Raw genomic sequence first — 20,950 nt, 5'->3', positions numbered from 1 at the left:
ACCGAACATGCGCGCGGGCAAGCCGCCACGCGCTACTCTCTGGAGACTGTGTCATGACGACGTTGCCTGGCCTCAATTTCATGCTCGGCGAAGACCTGGACATGCTGCGCGAATCGGTCGCGAACTTCGCATCGAAGGAAATCGCCCCTCGTGCTGCCGAAGTGGATCGCACGGATCAGTTTCCGATGGACCTGTGGCGCAAGATGGGCAATCTCGGCGTGCTGGGCATGACGGTCTCGGAGGAGTACGGCGGCGCGAACATGGGCTATCTGGCCCATATGATCGCGATGGAAGAGATCTCCCGCGCGTCGGCCTCGGTCGGCCTGTCGTACGGCGCACACTCGAACCTTTGCGTGAACCAGATCCACCGCAACGGCACGCCTGCGCAAAAGGCGAAATATCTGCCGAAGCTGGTGTCGGGCGAACATGTGGGCGCGCTGGCAATGAGCGAGCCGAACGCGGGTTCCGACGTGGTGAGCATGAAACTGCGCGCCGAGAAACGCGGCGATCACTACGTGCTCAACGGCACGAAGATGTGGATCACGAACGGCCCGGACTGCGACACGCTGGTCGTCTACGGCAAGACGGACATTGAAGCGGGCGCGCGCGGCATGACGGCGTTCATCGTCGAGAAGGGCATGAAAGGCTTCTCGGTCGCGCAAAAGCTCGACAAGCTCGGCATGCGCGGCTCGCATACGGGCGAACTGGTGTTCGAGAACGTGGAAGTGCCGCAGGAAAACGTGCTCGGTCAGGTCGGCGGCGGCGTAAAGGTGCTGATGAGCGGCCTCGACTATGAGCGCGCCGTGCTCGCCGGCGGCCCGTTGGGCATCATGCAGGCCGCAATGGACTCGGTCGTGCCGTACATTCACGACCGCAAGCAGTTCGGCCAGTCGATCGGCGAGTTCCAGCTCATTCAGGGCAAGGTCGCGGACATGTACACGATCCTGCAAGCGAGCCGCTCGTATCTGTACGCGGTGGGCCGTCAACTGGATTCGCTGGGCAGCGATCACGTGCGTCAGGTGCGCAAGGACTGCGCGGGCGTGATTCTTTACACGGCGGAAAAGGCGACGTGGATGGCCGGTGAGGCAATCCAGATTCTGGGTGGCAACGGCTACATCAACGAATATCCGGTGGGACGTCTATGGCGCGACGCAAAGCTGTACGAAATCGGCGCGGGCACGTCGGAGATCCGCCGCATGCTGATCGGCCGCGAACTGTTCGCCGAGACGATGTGATTCGCGCATGACCGGCCCGGTATGAACCGCTTCCCGAAACTCCTGTCGTCGCAGCTTGCTTTCGACGTCGCCCGCACCTTGCTGGACGGCTTCGACAAGCATTACCGCATCTTCCGCGAAGTGTGCGTCGCGGCGCGGGCATGTTTCGAGGCAGGGGATTTCATGGGCATTCAGAAACTCCAGCGTGAGCGCATCGCCTATTACGACGAGCGCGTGCGCGAGTGCATCGTCACGCTGGAAGACGAGTTCGACGCGCAATCGCTCGACGACGATGTCTGGCAACAGGTGAAACTGCACTACATCGGGCTGCTCACGGAACACCGCCAGCCGGAACTGGCCGAGACGTTCTTCAACTCGGTGTGCTGCAAGATACTGCATCGTTCGTACTTCAACAATCGCTTCATCTTCGTGCGCCCCGCCGTGGCGACCGAGTACATCGAGAACGACGCGCCGGCAGCCAGACCGACATACCGCGTCTACTATCCGTTGCAAGACGGCATGGCCGCCACGCTCGCGCGCATCGTCACGAATTTTCAGTTGCAGCGCCCGTTCGCGGACCTGTCGCGCGACGTGGGCTACGTGATGCGCGCCATCGAAGAGGCGTCCGGTGCATTCGAAGCCGCACCGAATTTCCAGATCCACGTGCTTGCCTCGCTGTTCTTTCGCAACAAGGCGGCGTACATCGTGGGGCGCATCGTAAACGGCGACACCACGACGCCGTTCGCCATTCCGATCATGCACGACGGCAATGGCCATCTCGCCCTCGACGCGGCCCTGCTGCGCGGCGAGCAACTGCGCGTGATGTTCAGCTTCGCGCATGCGTATTTCATGGTCGACATGGAAGTGCCGTCGGCCTACGTGCACTTTCTGCGCACGATCATGCCGGGCAAACCGAAGGCCGAGATCTATACGTCGGTCGGATTGCAGAAGCACGGCAAGAATCTGTTCTACCGCGATTTCCTCCATCACCTGAAGCATTCGAGCGACAAGTTCGTGAGCGCCCCCGGCATTCCGGGCCTGGTGATGCTGGTGTTCACGCTGCCTTCGTATCCGTACGTCTTCAAGCTGATCCGCGAGCGCTTTGCGCCGCCCAAGGAGACGACGCGCGAGCAGGTGAAAGCGAAGTACCTGATGGTCAAGCAGCATGATCGCGTAGGGCGCATGGCCGACACGCTGGAGTTCTCCAGCGTAGCCTTCCCGCGCGCCCGTTTCGACGACGCCCTGCTCGCCCAACTACAGGCCAAGGTGCCCTCGCTGCTCGAAGTCGACGGCGACGCGCTGGTGATCCGCCACTGCTATATCGAGCGCCGCATGACACCGCTCAATCTGTGGCTGCAAACGGCGTCCGACGCGCAGGTGGAACACGCGATGCGCGAGTACGGCAACGCGGTCAAGGAGCTGATGGCCGCAAACGTGTTTCCGGGCGACTTGCTGTACAAGAATTTCGGCGTGACGCGTCACGGCCGGGTGGTCTTCTACGATTATGACGAACTGGAATATCTGACGGATTGCCACATCCGGCGGGTGCCGGAACCGCGTAACGAAGAAGAGGCGATGTCGGGGGAAGTCTGGTACCGTGTAGGCCCGCACGACGTGTTTCCGCAGACGTTCGAGACGTTTCTGACGGGAGATGCACGCGTGCGGCGCTATCTGAGCCAGCATCATCCGGATTTTTTCGACCCCGACCTGTGGCAAGGCTTTCAGGATCGGGTGCGAGCCGGACAGATGCCCGACTTCTATCCGTACGATGTCGCGCTGCGTTTCGTCAATCGCTACGGTGCCGGCAGCCATGCCGGCGCCCCAGGCGCGCCGCCGCGCGCGGCAGCGTCCTGAGCCCTCGGCGCTCAGGACATTTGCGACGACACCCAGCCAACGACTCGCCCGCCGGATGACACGATCATGACCGAAGACAAAGACCAACCTCTCATCCATCTGCTCGATAACAACCGCGCCTGGGTCGCCAGCGTGAACGCGGAAGATCCCGCGTTTTTCGAGCGGCTGGCCAAGCAACAGGCCCCGGAATACCTCTGGATCGGATGCTCGGACTCGCGCGTGCCGGCCAACCAGATCACGGGGCTGGCGCCGGGTGAGGTGTTCGTCCACCGCAACATCGCGAACGTGGTGGTGCACAGCGATCTGAACTGCCTGTCGGTGTTGCAGTTCGCCATCGAAGTGCTGAAGGTGCGTCACATCATGGTGGTCGGTCACTACGGCTGCGGCGGCGTGGGCGCGGCACTCGACGGCGCGAAGATGGGCCTTGTCGACAACTGGCTGCGCCACGTGCGCGACGTCTACGAACGGCACATCGACCAGATCGACGCGCTGCCCTCGCGCAACGCCCGCCACGATCGTCTGTGCGAGTTGAACGCCATCGAACAGGTTGTGAATATTTGTCACACGACGGTCTTGCGCGACGCCTGGGCCCGCAACCAGCCGGTCACGGTGCATGGCTGGGTGTACGGCCTGCGAGACGGTCTGGTGCGCGACCTGCGCATGTCGGTGAACAGCCTCGAATCCCTGCCGCGGATCTATCACCGGTGCGTGGAAGCGATGGCCGAATTACGTCATCCACGCGCCTAGCCCGCAAGCAGGGCAGCGCCGGCGCCTTAACCAATGACAGGAGACTGCCATGCAACAAGACCCGATCGTCATCGTTTCCGCAGCCCGCACCGCGATGGGCGGCCTGCAAGGGGTATTCGGCGATGTCGCCGCACCGCAACTGGGTGCAGCCGCGATTCGCGCCGCCGTCGAACGCGCCGGTCTGAAACCGGAACAGGTCGACGAGGTCGTGATGGGCTGCGTGCTGCCCGCGGGTCAGGGACAGGCACCGGCTCGCCAGGCCGCGCTCGGCGCCGGCTTGCCGCTTGCCGCGGGCGCCACGACCGTCAACAAGATGTGCGGCTCGGGCATGCGCGCCGCGATGTTCGCCCATGACATGCTCGTCGCGGGCAGTGCCGACGTGATCGTTGCGGGCGGCATGGAAAGCATGAGCAACGCCCCGTATCTGCTGCCCAAGGCGCGCGCCGGTATGCGCATGGGCCACGGTCAGGTCATCGACCACATGTTCTTCGACGGTCTCGAAGACGCCTACGAAAAAGGCCGCCTGATGGGCACGTTCGCAGAGGAATGCGCCGAGCGCTATGCCTTCACCCGCGAAGCGCAGGACGCCTTCGCCATCGCCTCGCTCGAACGCGCGCAGCACGCCGCCCAGGACGGCTCGTTCGCCTGGGAAATCACACCGGTGACGGTTCCGGGCCGCAAGGGCGACACCGTCGTCGAGCAGGACGAACAGCCGTTCAAGGCGAACCCCGAAAAGATCCCCACGCTCAAGGGCGCGTTCCGTAAGGACGGCACGGTGACCGCGGCGAACTCGTCCTCGATCTCCGACGGTGCGGCCGCCCTGGTGCTCATGCGCGAATCGACCGCCGGCCGTCTGGGTCTCACGCCGCTGGCGCGCATCGCCGGACACAGCACCTTCGCCCAGCAGCCGGGCCTGTTCACCACGGCGCCCGTCGGAGCGATGCGCAAGCTGTTCGAGAAGACCGGCTGGTCCACGCAGGAAGTCGATCTCTACGAAATCAACGAAGCGTTCGCCGTCGTCACGATGGCCGCGATGCATGAGTTCGGTCTGCCTCACGAGAAGGTGAACATTCACGGTGGCGCGTGTGCGCTCGGTCACCCGATCGGGGCGTCCGGCGCGCGCATTCTCGTCACGCTGATCGGCGCGTTGCGCAAGACCGGGGGCAAGTGCGGCGTCGCGAGCCTGTGTATCGGCGGCGGCGAAGCGACCGCCATGGCCATCGAACTCGTCTGATAGTTTCGTCCCGGCGCCTGACGGCACCGGCCCCGGATCACAGGAAACCTACGTCATGAAAACAGCGCTCATCATCGGTGCCTCGCGCGGCATCGGCATGGAGTTCGTACGACAGTATCGAGACGACGGCTGGCGAGTCTTCGCAAGCGCGCGCAGCGAGGACGGTCTGGCCGCGCTGCGCGAACTGGGAGCGGAAGGCCTGAAGCTGGACGTCACCCGCGTGGAATCGCTCTCCGGACTGTCGTGGCAACTGGACGGCGTGGAACTGGACGTAGCCGTGTACAACGCCGGGGTGAATTCCGAGCGCACGACCGGCCTTGCGCCGGTCACGCAGCCGGAATTCGACCGCGTGTTCCACACCAACGTGCTCGGGGCCATGCAGGTCGCACCGCTCGTCTTGCCTTTCGTCGACGCCGCGGGCGGCACGTTCGGTTTCCTGTCGAGCCGCATGGGAAGCGTTGCCCTGATGGAGTCGAACGGCAGCTGGCTGTACCGCGCGAGCAAGGCCGCCGTGAACTCAGTGGTCAAGGCAGTGTCGCTCGAAGCGCAACGCGCCACCTGCGTCGCCCTGCATCCGGGCTGGGTACGTACCGACATGGGCGGGGAGAACGCCGACATCGACGTGCAGACCAGCGTGGCGGGCATGCGCGGCGTGCTCGCGCGTGCACCGGCCGCGCGTGAGACACACAATGGTGGTTTCTACAATTACGACGGCAACGCTCTGCCCTGGTGAGCGGCACTCCCAGGCACTCGGTCGAACAACGAATAGACGCATCGCGCAGTCCATAACAAGCTATCGCCGTACCGCCATATCTTTTGATTCGCGGGCCAGAAACGTCACTCGGAACGGAGCCAACATGACGTCCGCCATCGACTTTTATTTCGACTTCGCATCGCCCTACGGGTATTTTTCGAGCACCTGCATCGACGACATCGCGTCTCGCAACGGGCGCGGTGTCGCGTGGCATCCGATCCTGCTCGACATCGTCTACAAGGTGAACGGCACGGGGGCACCGGTGCAGCATCCGATCAAGACGGAGTATCTGCGGCACGACGTGGAGCGCACCGCGCGCTTTCATGGCATCGACTACAAACGGCCGACGCATTTCCCGATCCCCACGCAGGCAGCCGAGCGCGCCGTGCTGTGGGTGCAGGATCATCGCGGCGGCGACCTGTCGGCCGAGTTCGCGAAATCGATCTTCCGCGCGCTGTACGTCGACGACGTGAACATCGGCGACCCCGCCGAGCTGGTGCGGCTGGGCGAGGCGCTCGGCATCGACGGCGCGGCACTGGACACCGGCATGCACTCGCCGGCCGCCAAGGACCACCTCAAGGCGGAGATCGATCTGGCGATCGCGCGCGGCGTGTTCGGCTCGCCGTTCGTGATCGTCGACGGCGAACCGTTCTGGGGGTTCGACCGCCTCCCGCAAGTCGAGGCCTGCATGAAGCAGGGCCGAATCTGACAACAAGGCAAGACACCATGGCACGCCCCCAATCGTCGCAGGACAACGAACGCGAAGCCTGCCCCTGCGGTGGCATCTCGTTCGACGATTGCTGCGCCCGTTATATCGACCGCGGCGAGATCCCGCCCACCGCCGAAGCGCTGATGCGCTCGCGCTACACCGCCTTCGTGCGGCACAACGCCCCTTATCTGCTCGACACCTGGGCGGCGCGCACGCGCCCGCCCACGCTCGACTTCGACGACGCACCGCAATGGCTCGGCCTTCAGGTCAAGGCGCATCTGCAACGCGACGACACGCACGCCGAGGTCGAATTCGTCGCCCGATACAAGGTCGGCGGCCGCGCACACCGCTTGCACGAACGCAGCCGTTTCGAGCGAACCGGCGACGGCCGCTGGCGCTATATCGACGGCGATCTGTTCGACTGACGGCGGCGCGCCCGGCGACCGGCCGCATACCGCTCGCAAGCCCAGACAAGCACGTAACGACAACAACTCACACTCCACCGGATTTCGTCACATGCCGATTCTCGAAAGCAAACTCAACCCGCGCGGCGAAGACTTTGCACGCAACGCATCCGCCATGCAGACCGTCGTCGACGAACTGCGCGCCCGTATCGCGCAACTGGCCGGTGGCGGCGGTGAGGCGGCGCGCAAGAAGCACGTCGGCCGCGGCAAGCTGCTGCCACGCGATCGCGTGCAGCAACTGCTCGATCCGGGTTCACCATTTCTCGAACTCTCGCAACTCGCCGCCACCGGCATGTATCACGACGATGCGCCGGGCGCCGGCATCATTACCGGCATCGGCCGCGTATCGGGCCAGGAATGTGTGATCGTGTGCAACGATGCCACGGTCAAAGGCGGCACCTACTACCCGATGACGGTCAAGAAGCACCTGCGCGCGCAGGAGATCGCCGAGCAGAACCATCTGCCGTGCATCTATCTGGTCGACTCGGGCGGCGCGAACCTGCCGAATCAGGACGATGTCTTTCCGGATCGCGACCACTTCGGACGCATTTTCTACAACCAGGCGCAAATGTCCGCGCAGGGCATCCCGCAGATCGCCGTGGTAATGGGTTCGTGCACGGCCGGTGGCGCCTATGTGCCCGCCATGAGCGACGAGTCGGTCATCGTCAAGGAACAGGGCACGATTTTCCTTGGCGGCCCGCCGCTGGTGAAAGCTGCCACGGGCGAGGAAGTGAGCGCCGAAGACCTCGGCGGTGCAGACGTTCACACGCGTCTGTCGGGGGTCGCCGATCACTTCGCGCAGAACGACGCGCACGCCCTGTCCATTGCGCGCAGCATCGTGGCGAACCTGAACCGTCGCAAGCCGGCCACCGTGGCCGTCAGGGCGCCGGTCGAGCCGAAGTACGACGCGCGCGAACTCTATGGCGTGATCCCCGCCGATACGAAAAAGCCGTTCGACGTGCGCGAGGTGATCGCGCGTCTGGTCGACGGCTCCGAGTTCGACGAATTCAAGGCCCGTTACGGCACCACCCTCGTGTGCGGCTTCGCGCATCTGTGGGGCTACCCGGTCGGCATCGTGGCGAACAACGGCATCCTGTTCTCGGAGTCGGCGCAAAAGGGCGCGCACTTCATCGAGTTGTGCTGCCAGCGCAAGATTCCGCTGATCTTCCTGCAAAACATCACCGGCTTCATGGTCGGGCGCAAGTACGAGAACGAAGGGATCGCCAAGCACGGCGCAAAGATGGTGACGGCAGTCGCCACGGCCAACGTGCCGAAGTTCACCGTCATCATCGGCGGCTCGTTCGGTGCCGGTAACTACGGCATGTGCGGGCGCGCCTATTCGCCGCGCTTTCTGTGGATGTGGCCGAATGCGCGTATCTCGGTGATGGGCGGCGAGCAGGCCGCTTCGGTGCTCGCCACCGTCAAGCGCGACGGCATCGAAGCCAAGGGCGGCCAGTGGAGCGCCGGGGAGGAAGAGGCCTTCAAGCAGCCGATCCGCGACCAGTACGAGCGTCAGGGCCATCCGTTCTATGCAAGCGCGCGCTTGTGGGACGACGGCGTGATCGATCCCGCCGACACGCGCACCGTGCTCGGTCTGGGCCTGTCCGCCGCGCTCAACGCCCCGATTCCGGAAACGCGCTTCGGCCTGTTCCGCATGTAATCGCCAGCCCCCGTGCCCGCGCCTTCGGATCAACCAGGAATCCCGACATGAATCTCGCCACACTCAAACTCCGTGTCGACGCGCACGTCGCCACCGTCACGCTCAACCGCCCGGACGTGCGTAACGCGTTCAACGAAACTGTCATTGAAGAACTGACCGGCACCTTCCGGGCCCTCGCCACGAACGATGACGTGCGCGCCATCGTGCTGGCCGCCGAAGGCGTCGCGTTCTGCGCCGGCGCCGACCTGAACTGGATGAAGAAGATGGCCGGCTACTCGGACACCGAGAACCGCGCCGATGCGATGACGCTCGCGGTCATGCTCAGCACCATCTACCGCTGCCCCAAGCCGGTGATTGCGCGCGTGCAGGGCGATACGTATGCGGGCGGCGTCGGCCTCGCAGCGGTGGCCGACATCGTGGTGGCCGTCGACACTGCGCACTTCTGCCTGTCCGAAGCGAAACTCGGCCTGATTCCCGCCACCATCGGCCCTTACGTCATCCGGGCGCTGGGCGAGCAGGCGTCGCGCCGTTACTTCGTGACGGCCGAACGCTTCACGGCGGCGACGGCACAGCGTCTCGGCCTGGTGCACGAAGTCGTGAGCGCCGAAGCTCTCGACGGCACCGTGAGCGCCCTGACCCGGGCGCTCGTGGACAACAGTCCGAACGCCGTGAAGGAATGCAAGCGTCTGGTACAGGACTTCGCGGGCCGTGCCATCGATGACGCCGCCATCGCCGACACGGCGGATCGCATCGCAACGATCCGCGCGTCCGGTGATGGTCGCGAAGGCGTGCGTTCGTTCCTTGAGAAGCGATCGCCATCGTGGCGCAACGCTTCCTGAGCGTCCCCATCGCGGTTACAAATTTTTTTTGGGAGAGGCGAGGGCGGAGATGCCGCAATGTTGACGGCGAGATTTACGAAATTGCCGATAACGTCTTTTTACGGCTCACAAAACAGCGAATTTTTGCGCCAATTCCGCCTATTGCCCTGCCAAATCGCTTTGCCTACCATGCGCCCATCCCCCACCTCCGGCCACGTGCAGCAACGGGCAGTCTCCTGCCCGGCACCGGCCAGCCGTACCGACGACGCGCGTCATGACGATCGTCGTCCGGCACAGCCCTCCAAGGAGTCGAAGATGGACGCCTCCCCGCGCCCCCCCACCGGTCCCGGTGATCTCGCCGCGCGCAGCCTGCGACAGGTCTGGCACCCTTGCACGCAGATGAAGCAACAGGCAAAGCTGCCGCTCGTCGCCCTGTCTCACGGCGAAGGTCCATGGCTCGTCGATACCGGCGGCGAGCGCTACCTCAATGCGATCAGTTCGTGGTGGGTCAATCTGTTCGGCCATGCGAATCCGCGCATCAACGCGGCGCTCGTCGATCAGCTCGGCCGCCTCGAACACGCCATGCTCGCCGGTTTCACGCACGAGCCGGTCGTCTCGCTGGCCGAGCGGCTGTCGGCATTGACCGGCGGCGTGCTCGGCCATGCGTTCTTTGCGTCCGATGGCGCATCGGCCGTCGAGATCGCGCTCAAGATGAGTTTTCACGCGTGGCGCAACCGGGGCCACAGCGACAAGCGCGAATTCGTGTGCGTACGCAATGGCTATCACGGCGAGACGCTCGGCGCGCTTGCCGTGACGGACGTCGCCTTGTTCCGTGATGCCTACGATCCGCTGCTGCGCCATGCACACGTCGTGGCGTCGCCCGACGCGCGTCGCGCACGCGATGGCGAAACGGCGGTCGATGTGGCGCGTCGCGCCGCCGCCGAACTCGACACCTTGCTCGCACAGCGCGAAGGGCGCGTCGCCGCGGTCATCGTCGAGCCGCTCGTGCAATGCGCGGCGGGCATGGCGATGCACGATCCCGAATACCTGCGCCTCGTGCGCGCGCTGTGCGACGAGCACGGCGCTCACATGATCGCGGACGAAATCGCTGTCGGCTGCGGACGCACCGGCACGTTCTTCGCGAGCGAACAGGCGGGCATCTGGCCCGATCTGCTCACGCTCTCCAAGGGCATCAGCGGCGGCTACCTGCCGCTCTCGCTGGTCCTCTCGCGCGACGCGATATACGACGCCTTTTACGACGACGACACCGCCCGCGGCTTTCTGCACTCGCATTCGTACACCGGCAATCCGCTGGCGTGCCGTGCGGCGCTCGCCACGCTCGACATTTTTGCCGACGACGATGTGCTCGTTCGCAATGCGATCCGTGCCGAGCGCCTCACGCGGGCGCTCTCGCCGCTCGCGCACGATCCGCGTGCGCGGCACTTCCGCCAGCGCGGCATGATCTGGGCATTCGACGCCGTGCTGCCGGACACACCGGGGGCCGCCGGCGACTTTGCGAAACGCTTCTACACCGAAGCCCGCGCCCGCGGCGTGCTGGTGCGCCCTCTCGGTGCGACGGTGTATCTGATGCCGCCGTACGTGCTGGACGAAGGCACCATCGACTGGCTCGCCGCACAAACGCTGGCCGCCTTCGACGCCACCATGGCCTGCGCGGAGGTGAGCGCATGACCACGCCCCTCCTGCTCCAGCGTCTCGATGCCGGTCTGGCGGAACTCGATCGCCAGCATCTGCGCCGGCGCCATCGGGTGGTGTCCACGCCCTGTCAGCCCCACGTGCGCGCCGACGGCCGCGACGTCCTCGCATTCGCCAGCAACGACTATCTCGGTCTGGCCGCGCATCCGAAGGTCGTCGAAGCCCTGATCGAAGGGGCACGGCGTTACGGCGCGGGCAGCGGCGCATCGCACCTCATCAGCGGTCATTCGCAGGCGCATGCGGCGCTCGAAGACGCGCTGGCCGCGTTCATGTCGCCGCATCTGGTCGACGCTCGTGCGTTGTATTTCTGCACGGGGTACATGGCCAATCTGGCGACGATCTCCGCGCTGGCCGGCAAGGACGCCGAGATCTTCTCCGAAGCGCTCAATCACGCCTCGCTGATCGACGGTGCGCGCCTGTCGCGTGCGAAGACGCACGTCTACCCGCATGGCGACGTCGATGCGCTCGCCGCGCTGCTCGATGCGAGCACGGCCGAGACGAAACTGATCGTCACCGACGGCGTGTTCTCGATGGACGGCGACATGGCGCCGCTGCCGCAATTGCTCGCGCTCGCCGAACGCCACCACGCCTGGCTGATCGTGGACGACGCCCATGGCTTCGGGGTCATGGGCGCGAACGGACGCGGCGTGTTCGAGCACTTCGACATGCGCTCGCCCAACCTCGTCATCATCGGCACGCTGGGCAAGGCCGCCGGGGTCGGCGGTGCATTCGTGGCGGCCAACCGCCGCGTCGTCGAATGGCTCGTCAACCGGGCACGCCCGTACATTTTCACCACGGCCGCCGCACCTTCGCAAGCGCACGCCCTGCTCGCGAGCCTGGAGATCATCGCCGGGGACGAAGGCCGTGAACGACGGGCCACGCTGCAAGCGCGCATCGCGCAACTGCGCGATTCGCTCACGCTGCGGCACTGGCATCACATGGTCTCGCCCACGGGGGTGCAGCCGATCGTCCTCGGCGAGAACGCCGCCGCCCTGCATGCGCAGGCGGGCCTGGCCGAAGCCGGGCTGTGGGTGCCGGCCATTCGGCCGCCGACGGTGGCGCCGGGCACGTCGCGCCTGCGGCTGACGTTGAGCGCCGCGCATACGGCCGACGACGTCGCACGCCTTGCGCGCGCCATCAATCGACTCGACCACGACTGGACGGAGAACCCGCATGGCTGACCGGCACCCCACGCTCACCATCGATACACCGGCCGAGCGGGCCACGCCCGCCCGTCACGCGTTCTTCGTCACCGGCACGGACACCGAAATCGGCAAGACGCTCGTCTCGTCGGCACTGCTTCACGCGGCCGCGCGCCGCGGGCTGGTATGCGCCGGATTGAAGTCGGTCGCGGCCGGTGCGTCGGAACACAATGGCCGCTTCGTCAACGAGGACGTCGAGCAACTGTACCGGGCGAGCAATCTGAAGCTGCCGCACGACTGGTATTGCCCGTACGTGCTCAAGGACGCCACGGCACCGCACATCGCGGCAGCCGCCGAAGGCGTCGCGCTCGATTGCAGCGTGATCCGGGCCGGCTATGCACGTGTGGCAGCGCGGGCCGATCTGGTGATCGTCGAAGGCGTCGGCGGCTTTCGCGTGCCGCTCGGGCCGCAGGCCAATGCGCCCGACACCGCCGATCTCGCGCGCCAGCTCGGGCTGCCGGTCGTCCTCGTCGTCGGTCTGCGGCTCGGCTGCATCAGCCACGCGCTACTGACGGCCGAAGCGATCGCCTCGCGCGGCCTGGCGCTCGCCGGCTGGGTGGCGAATCACATCGATCCGGACATGCGCCACGTGGACGCCAACGTCGACGCGATCGCCGCGCGACTGGACGCCCCGCTGCTCGGACGCGTGCCGCATCTGCCGCACCCCGACGCGGCCACAGCCTCCGGTTACCTCGACATCGCGCCGCTTGTCGCGAGCACGCCGCACGGCGCGACGCCATCGCTCGCCGCGCGTGCGCATTCGACGCCCTGACGAGGCGGAACGAACCGCCGTCATCGCGCCATCGAACCTATACGGAATTCAAGGAATCACGCCATGCAAGTTCACGCTCACACCGCCGCTCACGGACACGACGAAGCGCTGCGCCGCAACGAAACGCCCTGGACCGTCGCGCAGATCGAAGCCCTGTTCGCCCTGCCGTTCAACGATCTGGTTTTCCGCGCACAGCAGGTGCATCGCGAACATTTCGACGCCAACGCCGTGCAGCTCTCCACGCTGCTGTCGATCAAGACGGGCGGCTGCCCGGAAGACTGCGCCTATTGCCCGCAGTCGGCAAAGTACGACACCGGGGTGGAAGCCGAGAAGCTCATGCCCATCGACGAAGTGGTGGCCGCCGCACAGCGGGCGAAAGACGCCGGTGCGACACGCTTCTGCATGGGCGCCGCATGGCGCAGCCCGAAGCCGCATCAGGTCGATGCCGTCGGCGAAATGGTTAGCAGGGTGAAGGCCCTCGGTCTGGAGACGTGCGTAACGCTCGGCATGCTGCGCGACGGTCAGGCGCAGCAACTGCGTGACGCCGGTCTCGATTACTACAATCACAACCTCGATACGTCGCCCGAGTTCTATGGTCAGATCATCACGACGCGCACGTATCAGGATCGTCTCGACACGCTCGCGCGCGTGCGCGACGCCGGGCTGAAGGTTTGCTGCGGCGGCATCGTCGGTCTGGGCGAGACACGCCGCGAGCGCGCCGGCCTGATCGCACAGCTGGCGAACCTGTCGCCCTATCCGGAGTCGGTGCCCATCAACAACCTGATGAAAGTCGAAGGCACGCCGCTGGAGAACAACGAGAGCGTCGATCCGTTCGACTTCGTGCGCATGATCGCCGTGGCGCGCATCACCATGCCGCGCGCGATGGTCCGGCTCTCGGCCGGACGCGAGATGATGGACGATGCGCTGCAATCGCTGTGCTTTCTCGCCGGTGCGAACTCGATGTTCTACGGCGAGAAGCTGCTCGTCACGCAAAACCCGCAGGCCGAGCATGACCGCGCACTGCTTGCACGGCTCGGCATGCGCACGTCGACCGAGGAAAAACTCGGCGTGGAAAGCGCCGGTGCTGCCGGTGAAGGCGACGACGCTGGGGCGTGTGCCGCGCACTGAGTGCGGACGAAGCCGCGCTGGCGTTGAAGGATTGAAAGCCGCTCCTGCGAGCAAATCGCGCGAGACGATTCGCGGTGGCGGCAAAGCTGGATAGCAAAGAGAATGGTGCGGGTACGCCGGTCTTCCGCCACAAGCGGAATCGCTGCGTGCAAGCGCCGCCCAAATCGATCATTTTCCGGAGGCAACATGTTCGACAAGATCCTCATCGCCAACCGCGGCGAAATCGCCTGCCGTGTGGCCGCGACAGCCGCACGTCTGGGCATCCGCACGGTGGCCGTCTACTCCGATGCCGATGCGCATGCCAAGCACGTCGCCGTGTGCGACGAAGCCGTGCACGTGGGCGGCGCCGCCGCACGCGAGAGCTACCTGCGCGTCGACGCGATCATCGCGGCCGCCAGGGCCACCGGCGCGCAGGCCATCCATCCGGGCTACGGCTTCCTGTCCGAGAACGAGGCGTTCGCCGCCGCGTGTCACGACGCGGGCATCGTCTTCATCGGCCCGCCGGTCGGCGCCATTCACGCCATGGGCAGCAAGAGCGCGGCCAAGACACTCATGGAAGGGGCGGCCGTGCCATTGGTGCCGGGCTACCACGGCGACAATCAGGACCCCGCATTCCTGCACGCGCGCGCCGACGAGATCGGCTACCCGGTGCTGCTCAAGGCGAGCGCCGGCGGCGGCGGCAAAGGCATGCGCGTGGTCGAGCACAGCGACGCCTTCCGCGCCGCGCTGGCCTCTTGCCAGCGCGAGGCCGCCAGCAGCTTCGGCGACGAACGCGTGCTGGTGGAAAAGTATCTGACGCGTCCGCGCCACATCGAGATTCAGGTGTTCGCCGACACGCACGGCAATTGCGTCTATCTGTTCGAGCGCGACTGCTCGGTGCAGCGCCGCCACCAGAAAGTGCTGGAAGAAGCCCCCGCGCCGGGCATGACCGACGAGCGCCGCCGTGCCATGGGCGAAGCCGCGTGCAACGCCGCGCGTGCCGTCGGTTACGTGGGGGCGGGCACGGTCGAGTTCATCGCCAATCAGGACGGTTCGTTCTACTTCATGGAGATGAATACGCGTCTTCAGGTGGAGCACCCGGTCACGGAGATGATCACCGGTCTCGATCTGGTCGAATGGCAACTGCGCGTGGCCGCCGACGAAGTGCTGCCGCGCAGGCAAGACGAACTGCGCATTCACGGCCATGCCCTCGAAGCGCGTATCTATGCCGAGAATCCGGATAACAACTTCCTGCCGTCGACGGGCACACTCTCCACGCTGCGTCCGCCCGCCGCGGTGCAGTTCGACATCGGCAGTGCGACATCGCCGGCGGCGGTGCGTATCGATTCGGGCGTGCGCGAAGGCGATACCATCTCGCCGTTCTACGACCCCATGATCGCCAAGCTGATCGTCTGGGGACAGGATCGCGACGAAGCGCTCGCCCGCATGCGTCGTGCGCTTGGTCAATACCGCGTGGTCGGCGTGCAGACCAACATCGCGTTTCTCGGACGCCTCGTCGCCAGCGAACCGTTCTCGGGCGCGGACCTCGATACGGGCCTGATCGAACGCCATCGCGACACACTGTTCCCGGCCGCGGCGCCGGTGCCCGCCACGACACTGGCGCTGGCGGTCGCCGCGCAGCTCTCGCGCGAGACTGTCGTCGGCTTGCGCAAGTATCAGGACAGCATCGACCGTGATTCGCCATGGCAACTCGCCACCGGCTGGCGACTGAACGGCGACTACCGGCGCACGATGTCTTTCGATCACGGAGAGACGCGTCTGGACGTCGTACTGACGAGCGGCGCACAGGCCAGTACGCTGACCATCGACAATCAGACCTATCCCTACCGCTATACCCACGATGCCGGGGTGTACCGCGTGACGCTCGGCGAGCGCCGCATTCAGGGGCACGTCGACTTCGAACACGAGACGGCGCACGTGTTCGCCGACGGTCAGTCATGGACGCTGCGTTGGCACGATCCGCTCGCGCAGGCCGGTGCACAGGAAGGCGGCGAAGGTCGCCTGACCGCACCGATGCCCGGCAAGGTCATTGCCGTGCTCGCCGCCGCCGGTACGAAAGTCGAGAAAGGCGCGCCGCTACTCGTGATGGAAGCCATGAAGATGGAGCACACTATCAGCGCACCGGCAGACGGCGAAATCGAGGAAGTGTTGTACGCCGTGGGCGATCAGGTGCCGGAAGGCGCGCAGTTACTGGCCTTCAAACGGTAATGCCGTCGCGCGGCGCCGCTCGGTCCAGCGCGGCTTCGGCATCACGCGGAGTCATGCGCCATCGCACTGAAGGTCCCCTGACGCCGGAACCGCACCGGCGTCGGGCCCGACTGGCGGGCGAAAATTTCGATGAAAACCGAGGGGGTTGCGTAACCGAGGTCGACCGCGATCGACTTCACCGCGCGACCTGCTTCCAGAGCCTCGACGCATCGAGGTATACGCGGCGGTAGATCACCGCCTCGGCGTTTCGCGTCACGAGGCCGCTTATCGCGGGGCTCGGGAGCGTTCCTTAAGGAGGGTTCCTAGAAAATTCGGTGGCGACCAATGACGATGGTCGCTGCCATGCGGATTTGCACCGTTTCGGAATTTTCATAAGGAATCCGAATAGGTGTTCAGAAATATTCTCGGTGTCGATTTCAACCCTGCGCGCCACAAGCGCCCGACACCATGAACCAACGTCCACACTCGACCACCGGCCTGCGCACGCTCGCGCTCGCCGCAACGCTCACGTTGCTTGCACTGCCTGCAAGCGTCAGGGCAAGCAACGTCTCTCTCTACGGCACGATCGACTCCGGTTTCGTGCACGCCAACCACACCGCGCAATCCGGCGGCCCCGAGTCGTTTTCCGGCATCACGAGCAACATCATCGGCGGCAGCCGTTGGGGTCTGCGCGGCACCGAGTCGCTCGGTCGCGGCCTCACCGCGCTGTTCCAGGTCGAAAGCGGCTTCAACGCGGTCAACGGCAGCCTGGGCAACGGGGGCCTGGCATTCGGCCGCAAGGCCATCGTCGGCCTGAAGGGCGCGCAATGGGGCGAGGTCACGATCGGCCGTCAATACGATCCGGTCGTCAACCTCGTGCAGGGCCTGACCGCGGACGGCTATTTCGGCGGTTTCTTCGCCACGCCGGGCGACGTCGACAATTACGACAACGGCGCGCGGATCAACAACTCGGTCCGTTACGCCACACCGAACTTCGGCGGTCTGCAATTCGAGGGCATGTACGCGACGGGCAACGTCGCGGGAAAGACTGGCGCGGGGCGTTCCTACGGCCTCGCGGGTGCTTACAGCAATGGGCCGGTCGCCCTCGCGGCAGGCTACTACTTCGCCGATGGCGGCAGCAACCGCGGCCGCCCCGGCATGAATGGGGACTGGCCGTATCGCCAATGGACCAGTAGCGCCGGTTCGCTGTTCAACTCGCCCATCAACGCCGGGTTCCGTACGGCAAGCAAGGTGCACATTGCGCGCATCGGCGGCAAGTACGCAGTGGGCCCTGCGATTCTCGGTCTGTCGTATTCGAACGCCCAATACACCAGCGATGCAATGTCGCTGTTCAGCGGCACGGCGAAGTTCGACACTGTCAACGCCTTCGCGACCTACGCGCTCACCCCAGCCATCAATACCGGTATCGGCTACAGCTATACGCGCTTACGATCGAACGGCGCCATCGGTGCACATTACAACCAGTTCAATGCGGGGGTGACTTACGCCCTGTCCAAGCGCACGTCCACTTACGTCATCGGGGGTTATCAGCAGGCTGTCGGCACAACCCTGAGCCAAGGCCGTGCCGTGGAAGCCAGCGCGTCCGTGGGTTCGTATGGCATTGACGCCGGTGCACGCACCCAGTTGCTCGTCGGCATGGGACTGAAGCACAGCTTCTGACACCGTAGACGCTATGCGATATCGGCCCGAACGCGTTGTTTCATGCGGGTTCGGGCCGGTTATTCCATGAAGCTGGAAACGTCTTCGCATCGCCCGTATTAAAACGAACGTTTGGAATATCTGAATTATTCGTCTAAAAAATACAATGTTTCTGTTTTTAAGGGTTTACCCTATTCGGGAATCTATTTAGAATTCACTCCATTGAAGTGACATGCAGTTGCCACCGCGAGCGCCGTGCTTTTTGATTTCCCTGCGAATTCGATGCGTGCCGGTTTGCGCGGTGCGGCAAATCCCGGGGAGAAATGTTGTGGTTTTCGTGAGTTGGTTGTTGATCGCGGCATGCGCCGTTTCGATTTCGGCAGCGCGCGTGAAGCAACTGCATCGTCGTTCGATGCGCACCGCCGCTGCGGCGCATGTCGAACGCGTGCTCCGGTATCGCCGTAGTCATCGCACCACGCCATGCCCTCGCATTCAGTTCAAGGACGCCGCGTAAGCCAGCGCCATCCTGTCTCACCCGCAGTCGCAGTTCAGCAAGTCGCAGTATCGGAAGTTCGAGGTCTGCATCGCTGTACACGCATCATCCGCAGTCCTGTCGTTGGAAGGTCTCGCATCACCGCAGTACCCGCAATATCCCGCAGCATCGTCGCCGAACGATGGCGGCAATCGTTGTAGTGATCTTTAGCAATACCCGCAGTTGTAGTTCGCAGTACTCATGCTGTATTCCGGCGCTCGTCTCATGGCCGGATGGAGAGTCATCCCTCCCCGTTATTACGAGGCATCGCTCTCACGCGCCAGTGCCGTACCGCCGCCCATGCCGTACTCGGGCGGCGGATTGCGCGCCCACAGCCTCGTATTGCCCACGTGTTGCATCAGACAACCCGACGCCACGATCACACATTGCGTGCTTCGTCGGAATCGCATTCGCCGTCACGTCGCTGTGATGCCGGGGTGCGTTCCCTCGGCGTATCCGCGATGTCCGCCGTAACGGCCGATCCAGCGCAGTCGGATCCGGCCCCGCCCGCGTTATCGCGTGGGCGTTTGGCATGCGCTTTACCCATGCGGCATGCCCGATGTTTTGAAAAAGAGAAAATTGAACAACATGAACACCGACTTAGAGCGCGTCACTCTCACCCTCTCGCTGCATCCGAACGACCTCAAGCAACTCGATCACGCGTGCCAGCGTGTTGGGATGCGCCGCGAAGATTTCTGCGTACTGGCTACGCATCTGGAAGGCGCGCGCGTGCTCAACGGCGAAGGGCTCGCCACGTTGGCCCGCCCGTTCAGCTTCGCCGCCGCATTGCCGGCCGCACTGCGCTCAGCGCTCACGCGGCTGTGTGTGCGCTGAGCCGGTACGGTAACACCTCTCCACGCCTCTCCGCGCCTCTCCGCGCCTCTCCGCGCCTCTCCGCGAGCGAGAGTTGAGGGCCGGAGCCATGTCGCTCAGCCGTCAACTCAGCGAGAACGCTGGATGCGGACAAGGCCCTGAGGGGTCATTCCACCTGCCGGTCAGGACGGTGCGCGAACCATCGCCGCACGCCCGTCGGGCCTCGGCCATGCAACACACGAGACAGTGACGCATCGACCGGAATGCCGGCCGCCTTTTTCATTGCGTCAGGCAAGGGCGATAGATCGATTCGGACATCGCGTCTGAAATCCATGATCTTTTGTCTGAAATTCGCTATGCGACGGACAAGGTTCAGGCGACAATTTGCGCCAATCCGCCTCTTGGCCGGCCATCCGGCCGGCATATTGCCCCTCATCATGGTCAATTTCATTCTGCCGCTGGCCGCAGTGCTCATCTGGTCGGCCAACGTGATCGTCAACAAGCTCGCCGTCGGTCACATCTTTCCTGCGGAAATCGCCTTCCTGCGCTGGTTCGCGGCCGGGCTGATTCTCACGCCGTTCGCGTTGCCCAAGCTGTGGCGCGCACGTCGCGACTTCGTCCCTCACATGGCGCAATACGCCACACTCGGTGTGCTCGGCATGGCGCTCTATCAGGGCATTGCCTATTCGGCAGCGCATTACACCAGCGCGACCAACATGGGGATCATTCTGGCATTGCTGCCGCTCACCACGCTGGGACTGGCCGTCATGCTGCTGGGCGATGCACTGAGCGCCGGTGCGCTCGCCGGCGGTTTGCTGTCCATCGGCGGGGTGTTGCTCGTCGTGAGTCACGGCTCGTGGCTGCATCTCGCCGATCAGGGCATTGGCGTGGGCGACGCGATGATGGTCGTCGCCATGCTTGCGTACGCGCTTTACTGCGTGCTGCTGCGCAAATGGCGCCTGTCGCTCGCGCCGTTGCCCTCGCTCTATGCGCAAATCATGTTCGCCGTTATCGCGCTGCTGCCGTTCTATCTGATTTCGGAAAAAGCGGGCGTCTCGCTGGACAACCTGCCGGAGTTGGCCTTTGCCGCCATTCCCGTCTCGATCGTCGCACCGTTCATCTGGATGATTGGCGTTGCCCGCATCGGACCGCGCCGCGCCACCGTCGTCATCAATCTCGTGCCGATCTTCACCGCACTGATTGCTGCCTTCGGTCTGGGCGAGCATCTCGCGGTCTATCACCTCGTGGGCGGCACGTTGATTCTGATGGGGGTCGCACTCGGCGAAAACTGGCATCTGCCGATTCGCAAAGCGCGTGAACCGAGCCCGCCCGTGACGGATAAATTGGGAAGCGTCCGATAAATTTTGCGCTATAAGCGTCGACGACTCTTTATAGAGGGCCGCCTGTGACGCATGGGAAGGAGAGCGATATAACGTCGCAGGGCGCGGGGGGATTGATTACGCTGTGTGACTCGTCAACGGAGTTCCGCC

Annotated in this window: 17 protein-coding genes and 1 pseudogene; 17 read left to right on the top strand and 1 reads right to left on the bottom strand. The window is 64.7% G+C overall.

Annotated features, from left to right (window positions below; all coding sequences use genetic code 11):
- Positions 1-53 precede the first annotated feature (53 nt).
- From AB870_RS01905 to AB870_RS01835, 15 genes and pseudogenes are all read left to right on the top strand, one after another.
- Positions 54-1,235, top strand: coding sequence for an isovaleryl-CoA dehydrogenase (locus AB870_RS01905; RefSeq protein ID WP_047906713.1), 1,182 nt, complete (start codon positions 54-56; stop codon positions 1,233-1,235).
- Positions 1,236-1,256: 21 nt separating this feature from the next.
- Positions 1,257-3,068, top strand: coding sequence for a bifunctional isocitrate dehydrogenase kinase/phosphatase (gene aceK / locus AB870_RS01900; RefSeq protein WP_047906712.1), 1,812 nt, complete (start codon positions 1,257-1,259; stop codon positions 3,066-3,068).
- A 66-nt stretch (positions 3,069-3,134) separates the two neighbouring features.
- The gene (gene can / locus AB870_RS01895; RefSeq protein WP_047906711.1) at positions 3,135-3,815 is read left to right on the top strand and encodes a carbonate dehydratase; all 681 of its coding nucleotides are present in this window, start codon (positions 3,135-3,137) and stop codon (positions 3,813-3,815) included.
- 49 nt (positions 3,816-3,864) lie between these two features.
- Positions 3,865-5,049 carry an acetyl-CoA C-acetyltransferase gene (locus tag AB870_RS01890; RefSeq protein WP_047906710.1) on the top strand — a complete coding sequence of 395 codons (1,185 nt, stop codon included), beginning with the start codon at positions 3,865-3,867 and terminating at the stop codon, positions 5,047-5,049.
- Positions 5,050-5,104: 55 nt separating this feature from the next.
- Entirely contained in the window at positions 5,105-5,782 is a 678-nt protein-coding gene (locus AB870_RS01885) for an SDR family oxidoreductase (RefSeq protein ID WP_047906709.1), read from the top strand.
- Between the two features lie 124 nt (positions 5,783-5,906).
- Entirely contained in the window at positions 5,907-6,512 is a 606-nt protein-coding gene (locus AB870_RS01880; RefSeq protein WP_047906708.1) for a 2-hydroxychromene-2-carboxylate isomerase, read from the top strand.
- 17 nt (positions 6,513-6,529) lie between these two features.
- Entirely contained in the window at positions 6,530-6,937 is a 408-nt protein-coding gene (locus AB870_RS01875; RefSeq protein ID WP_047906707.1) for a YchJ family protein, read from the top strand.
- Positions 6,938-7,028: 91 nt separating this feature from the next.
- Positions 7,029-8,636: a carboxyl transferase domain-containing protein gene (locus AB870_RS01870; RefSeq protein ID WP_047906706.1), complete on the top strand. Its 1,608-nt coding sequence runs from the start codon at positions 7,029-7,031 to the stop codon at positions 8,634-8,636.
- A 47-nt stretch (positions 8,637-8,683) separates the two neighbouring features.
- Positions 8,684-9,475 carry an enoyl-CoA hydratase/isomerase family protein gene (locus AB870_RS01865; RefSeq protein ID WP_047906705.1) on the top strand — a complete coding sequence of 264 codons (792 nt, stop codon included), beginning with the start codon at positions 8,684-8,686 and terminating at the stop codon, positions 9,473-9,475.
- 294 nt (positions 9,476-9,769) lie between these two features.
- Complete coding sequence (bioA, locus tag AB870_RS01860) at positions 9,770-11,143, top strand: adenosylmethionine--8-amino-7-oxononanoate transaminase (RefSeq protein ID WP_047908689.1); 1,374 nt, start codon at positions 9,770-9,772, stop codon at positions 11,141-11,143.
- Complete coding sequence (gene bioF, locus AB870_RS01855; RefSeq protein WP_047906704.1) at positions 11,140-12,348, top strand: 8-amino-7-oxononanoate synthase; 1,209 nt, start codon at positions 11,140-11,142, stop codon at positions 12,346-12,348. The genes bioA and bioF overlap by 4 nt, the downstream gene beginning before the upstream one ends.
- Positions 12,341-13,141 carry a dethiobiotin synthase gene (gene bioD / locus AB870_RS01850; RefSeq protein ID WP_053059525.1) on the top strand — a complete coding sequence of 267 codons (801 nt, stop codon included), beginning with the start codon at positions 12,341-12,343 and terminating at the stop codon, positions 13,139-13,141. Before bioF ends, bioD begins: the two co-directional genes overlap by 8 nt.
- A gap of 129 nt (positions 13,142-13,270) precedes the next feature.
- Positions 13,271-14,269 (top strand): annotated as a pseudogene (gene bioB / locus AB870_RS01845) (biotin synthase BioB); the annotation flags it as partial.
- Between the two features lie 186 nt (positions 14,270-14,455).
- Entirely contained in the window at positions 14,456-16,477 is a 2,022-nt protein-coding gene (locus AB870_RS01840) for an acetyl/propionyl/methylcrotonyl-CoA carboxylase subunit alpha (protein ID WP_047906703.1), read from the top strand.
- Between the two features lie 447 nt (positions 16,478-16,924).
- Complete coding sequence (locus tag AB870_RS01835; RefSeq protein WP_084663222.1) at positions 16,925-18,136, top strand: porin; 1,212 nt, start codon at positions 16,925-16,927, stop codon at positions 18,134-18,136.
- A gap of 768 nt (positions 18,137-18,904) precedes the next feature.
- Here the strand turns inward: AB870_RS01835 and AB870_RS26230 are convergent.
- Complete coding sequence (locus AB870_RS26230) at positions 18,905-19,057, bottom strand: hypothetical protein (protein ID WP_157112202.1); 153 nt, start codon at positions 19,055-19,057, stop codon at positions 18,905-18,907.
- A gap of 178 nt (positions 19,058-19,235) precedes the next feature.
- Here AB870_RS26230 and AB870_RS01825 point away from each other — a divergent pair, with 178 nt between their 5' ends.
- Positions 19,236-19,481 carry a hypothetical protein gene (locus tag AB870_RS01825; protein WP_047906701.1) on the top strand — a complete coding sequence of 82 codons (246 nt, stop codon included), beginning with the start codon at positions 19,236-19,238 and terminating at the stop codon, positions 19,479-19,481.
- 416 nt (positions 19,482-19,897) lie between these two features.
- Entirely contained in the window at positions 19,898-20,821 is a 924-nt protein-coding gene (locus tag AB870_RS01820) for a DMT family transporter (protein WP_047908685.1), read from the top strand.
- Positions 20,822-20,950 lie beyond the last annotated feature (129 nt).

The sequence above is a fragment of the Pandoraea faecigallinarum genome (assembly GCF_001029105.3).
Taxonomy (GTDB): Bacteria; Pseudomonadota; Gammaproteobacteria; order Burkholderiales; family Burkholderiaceae; genus Pandoraea; species Pandoraea faecigallinarum.
This window is presented reverse-complemented; position numbering and strand designations above follow the sequence as displayed.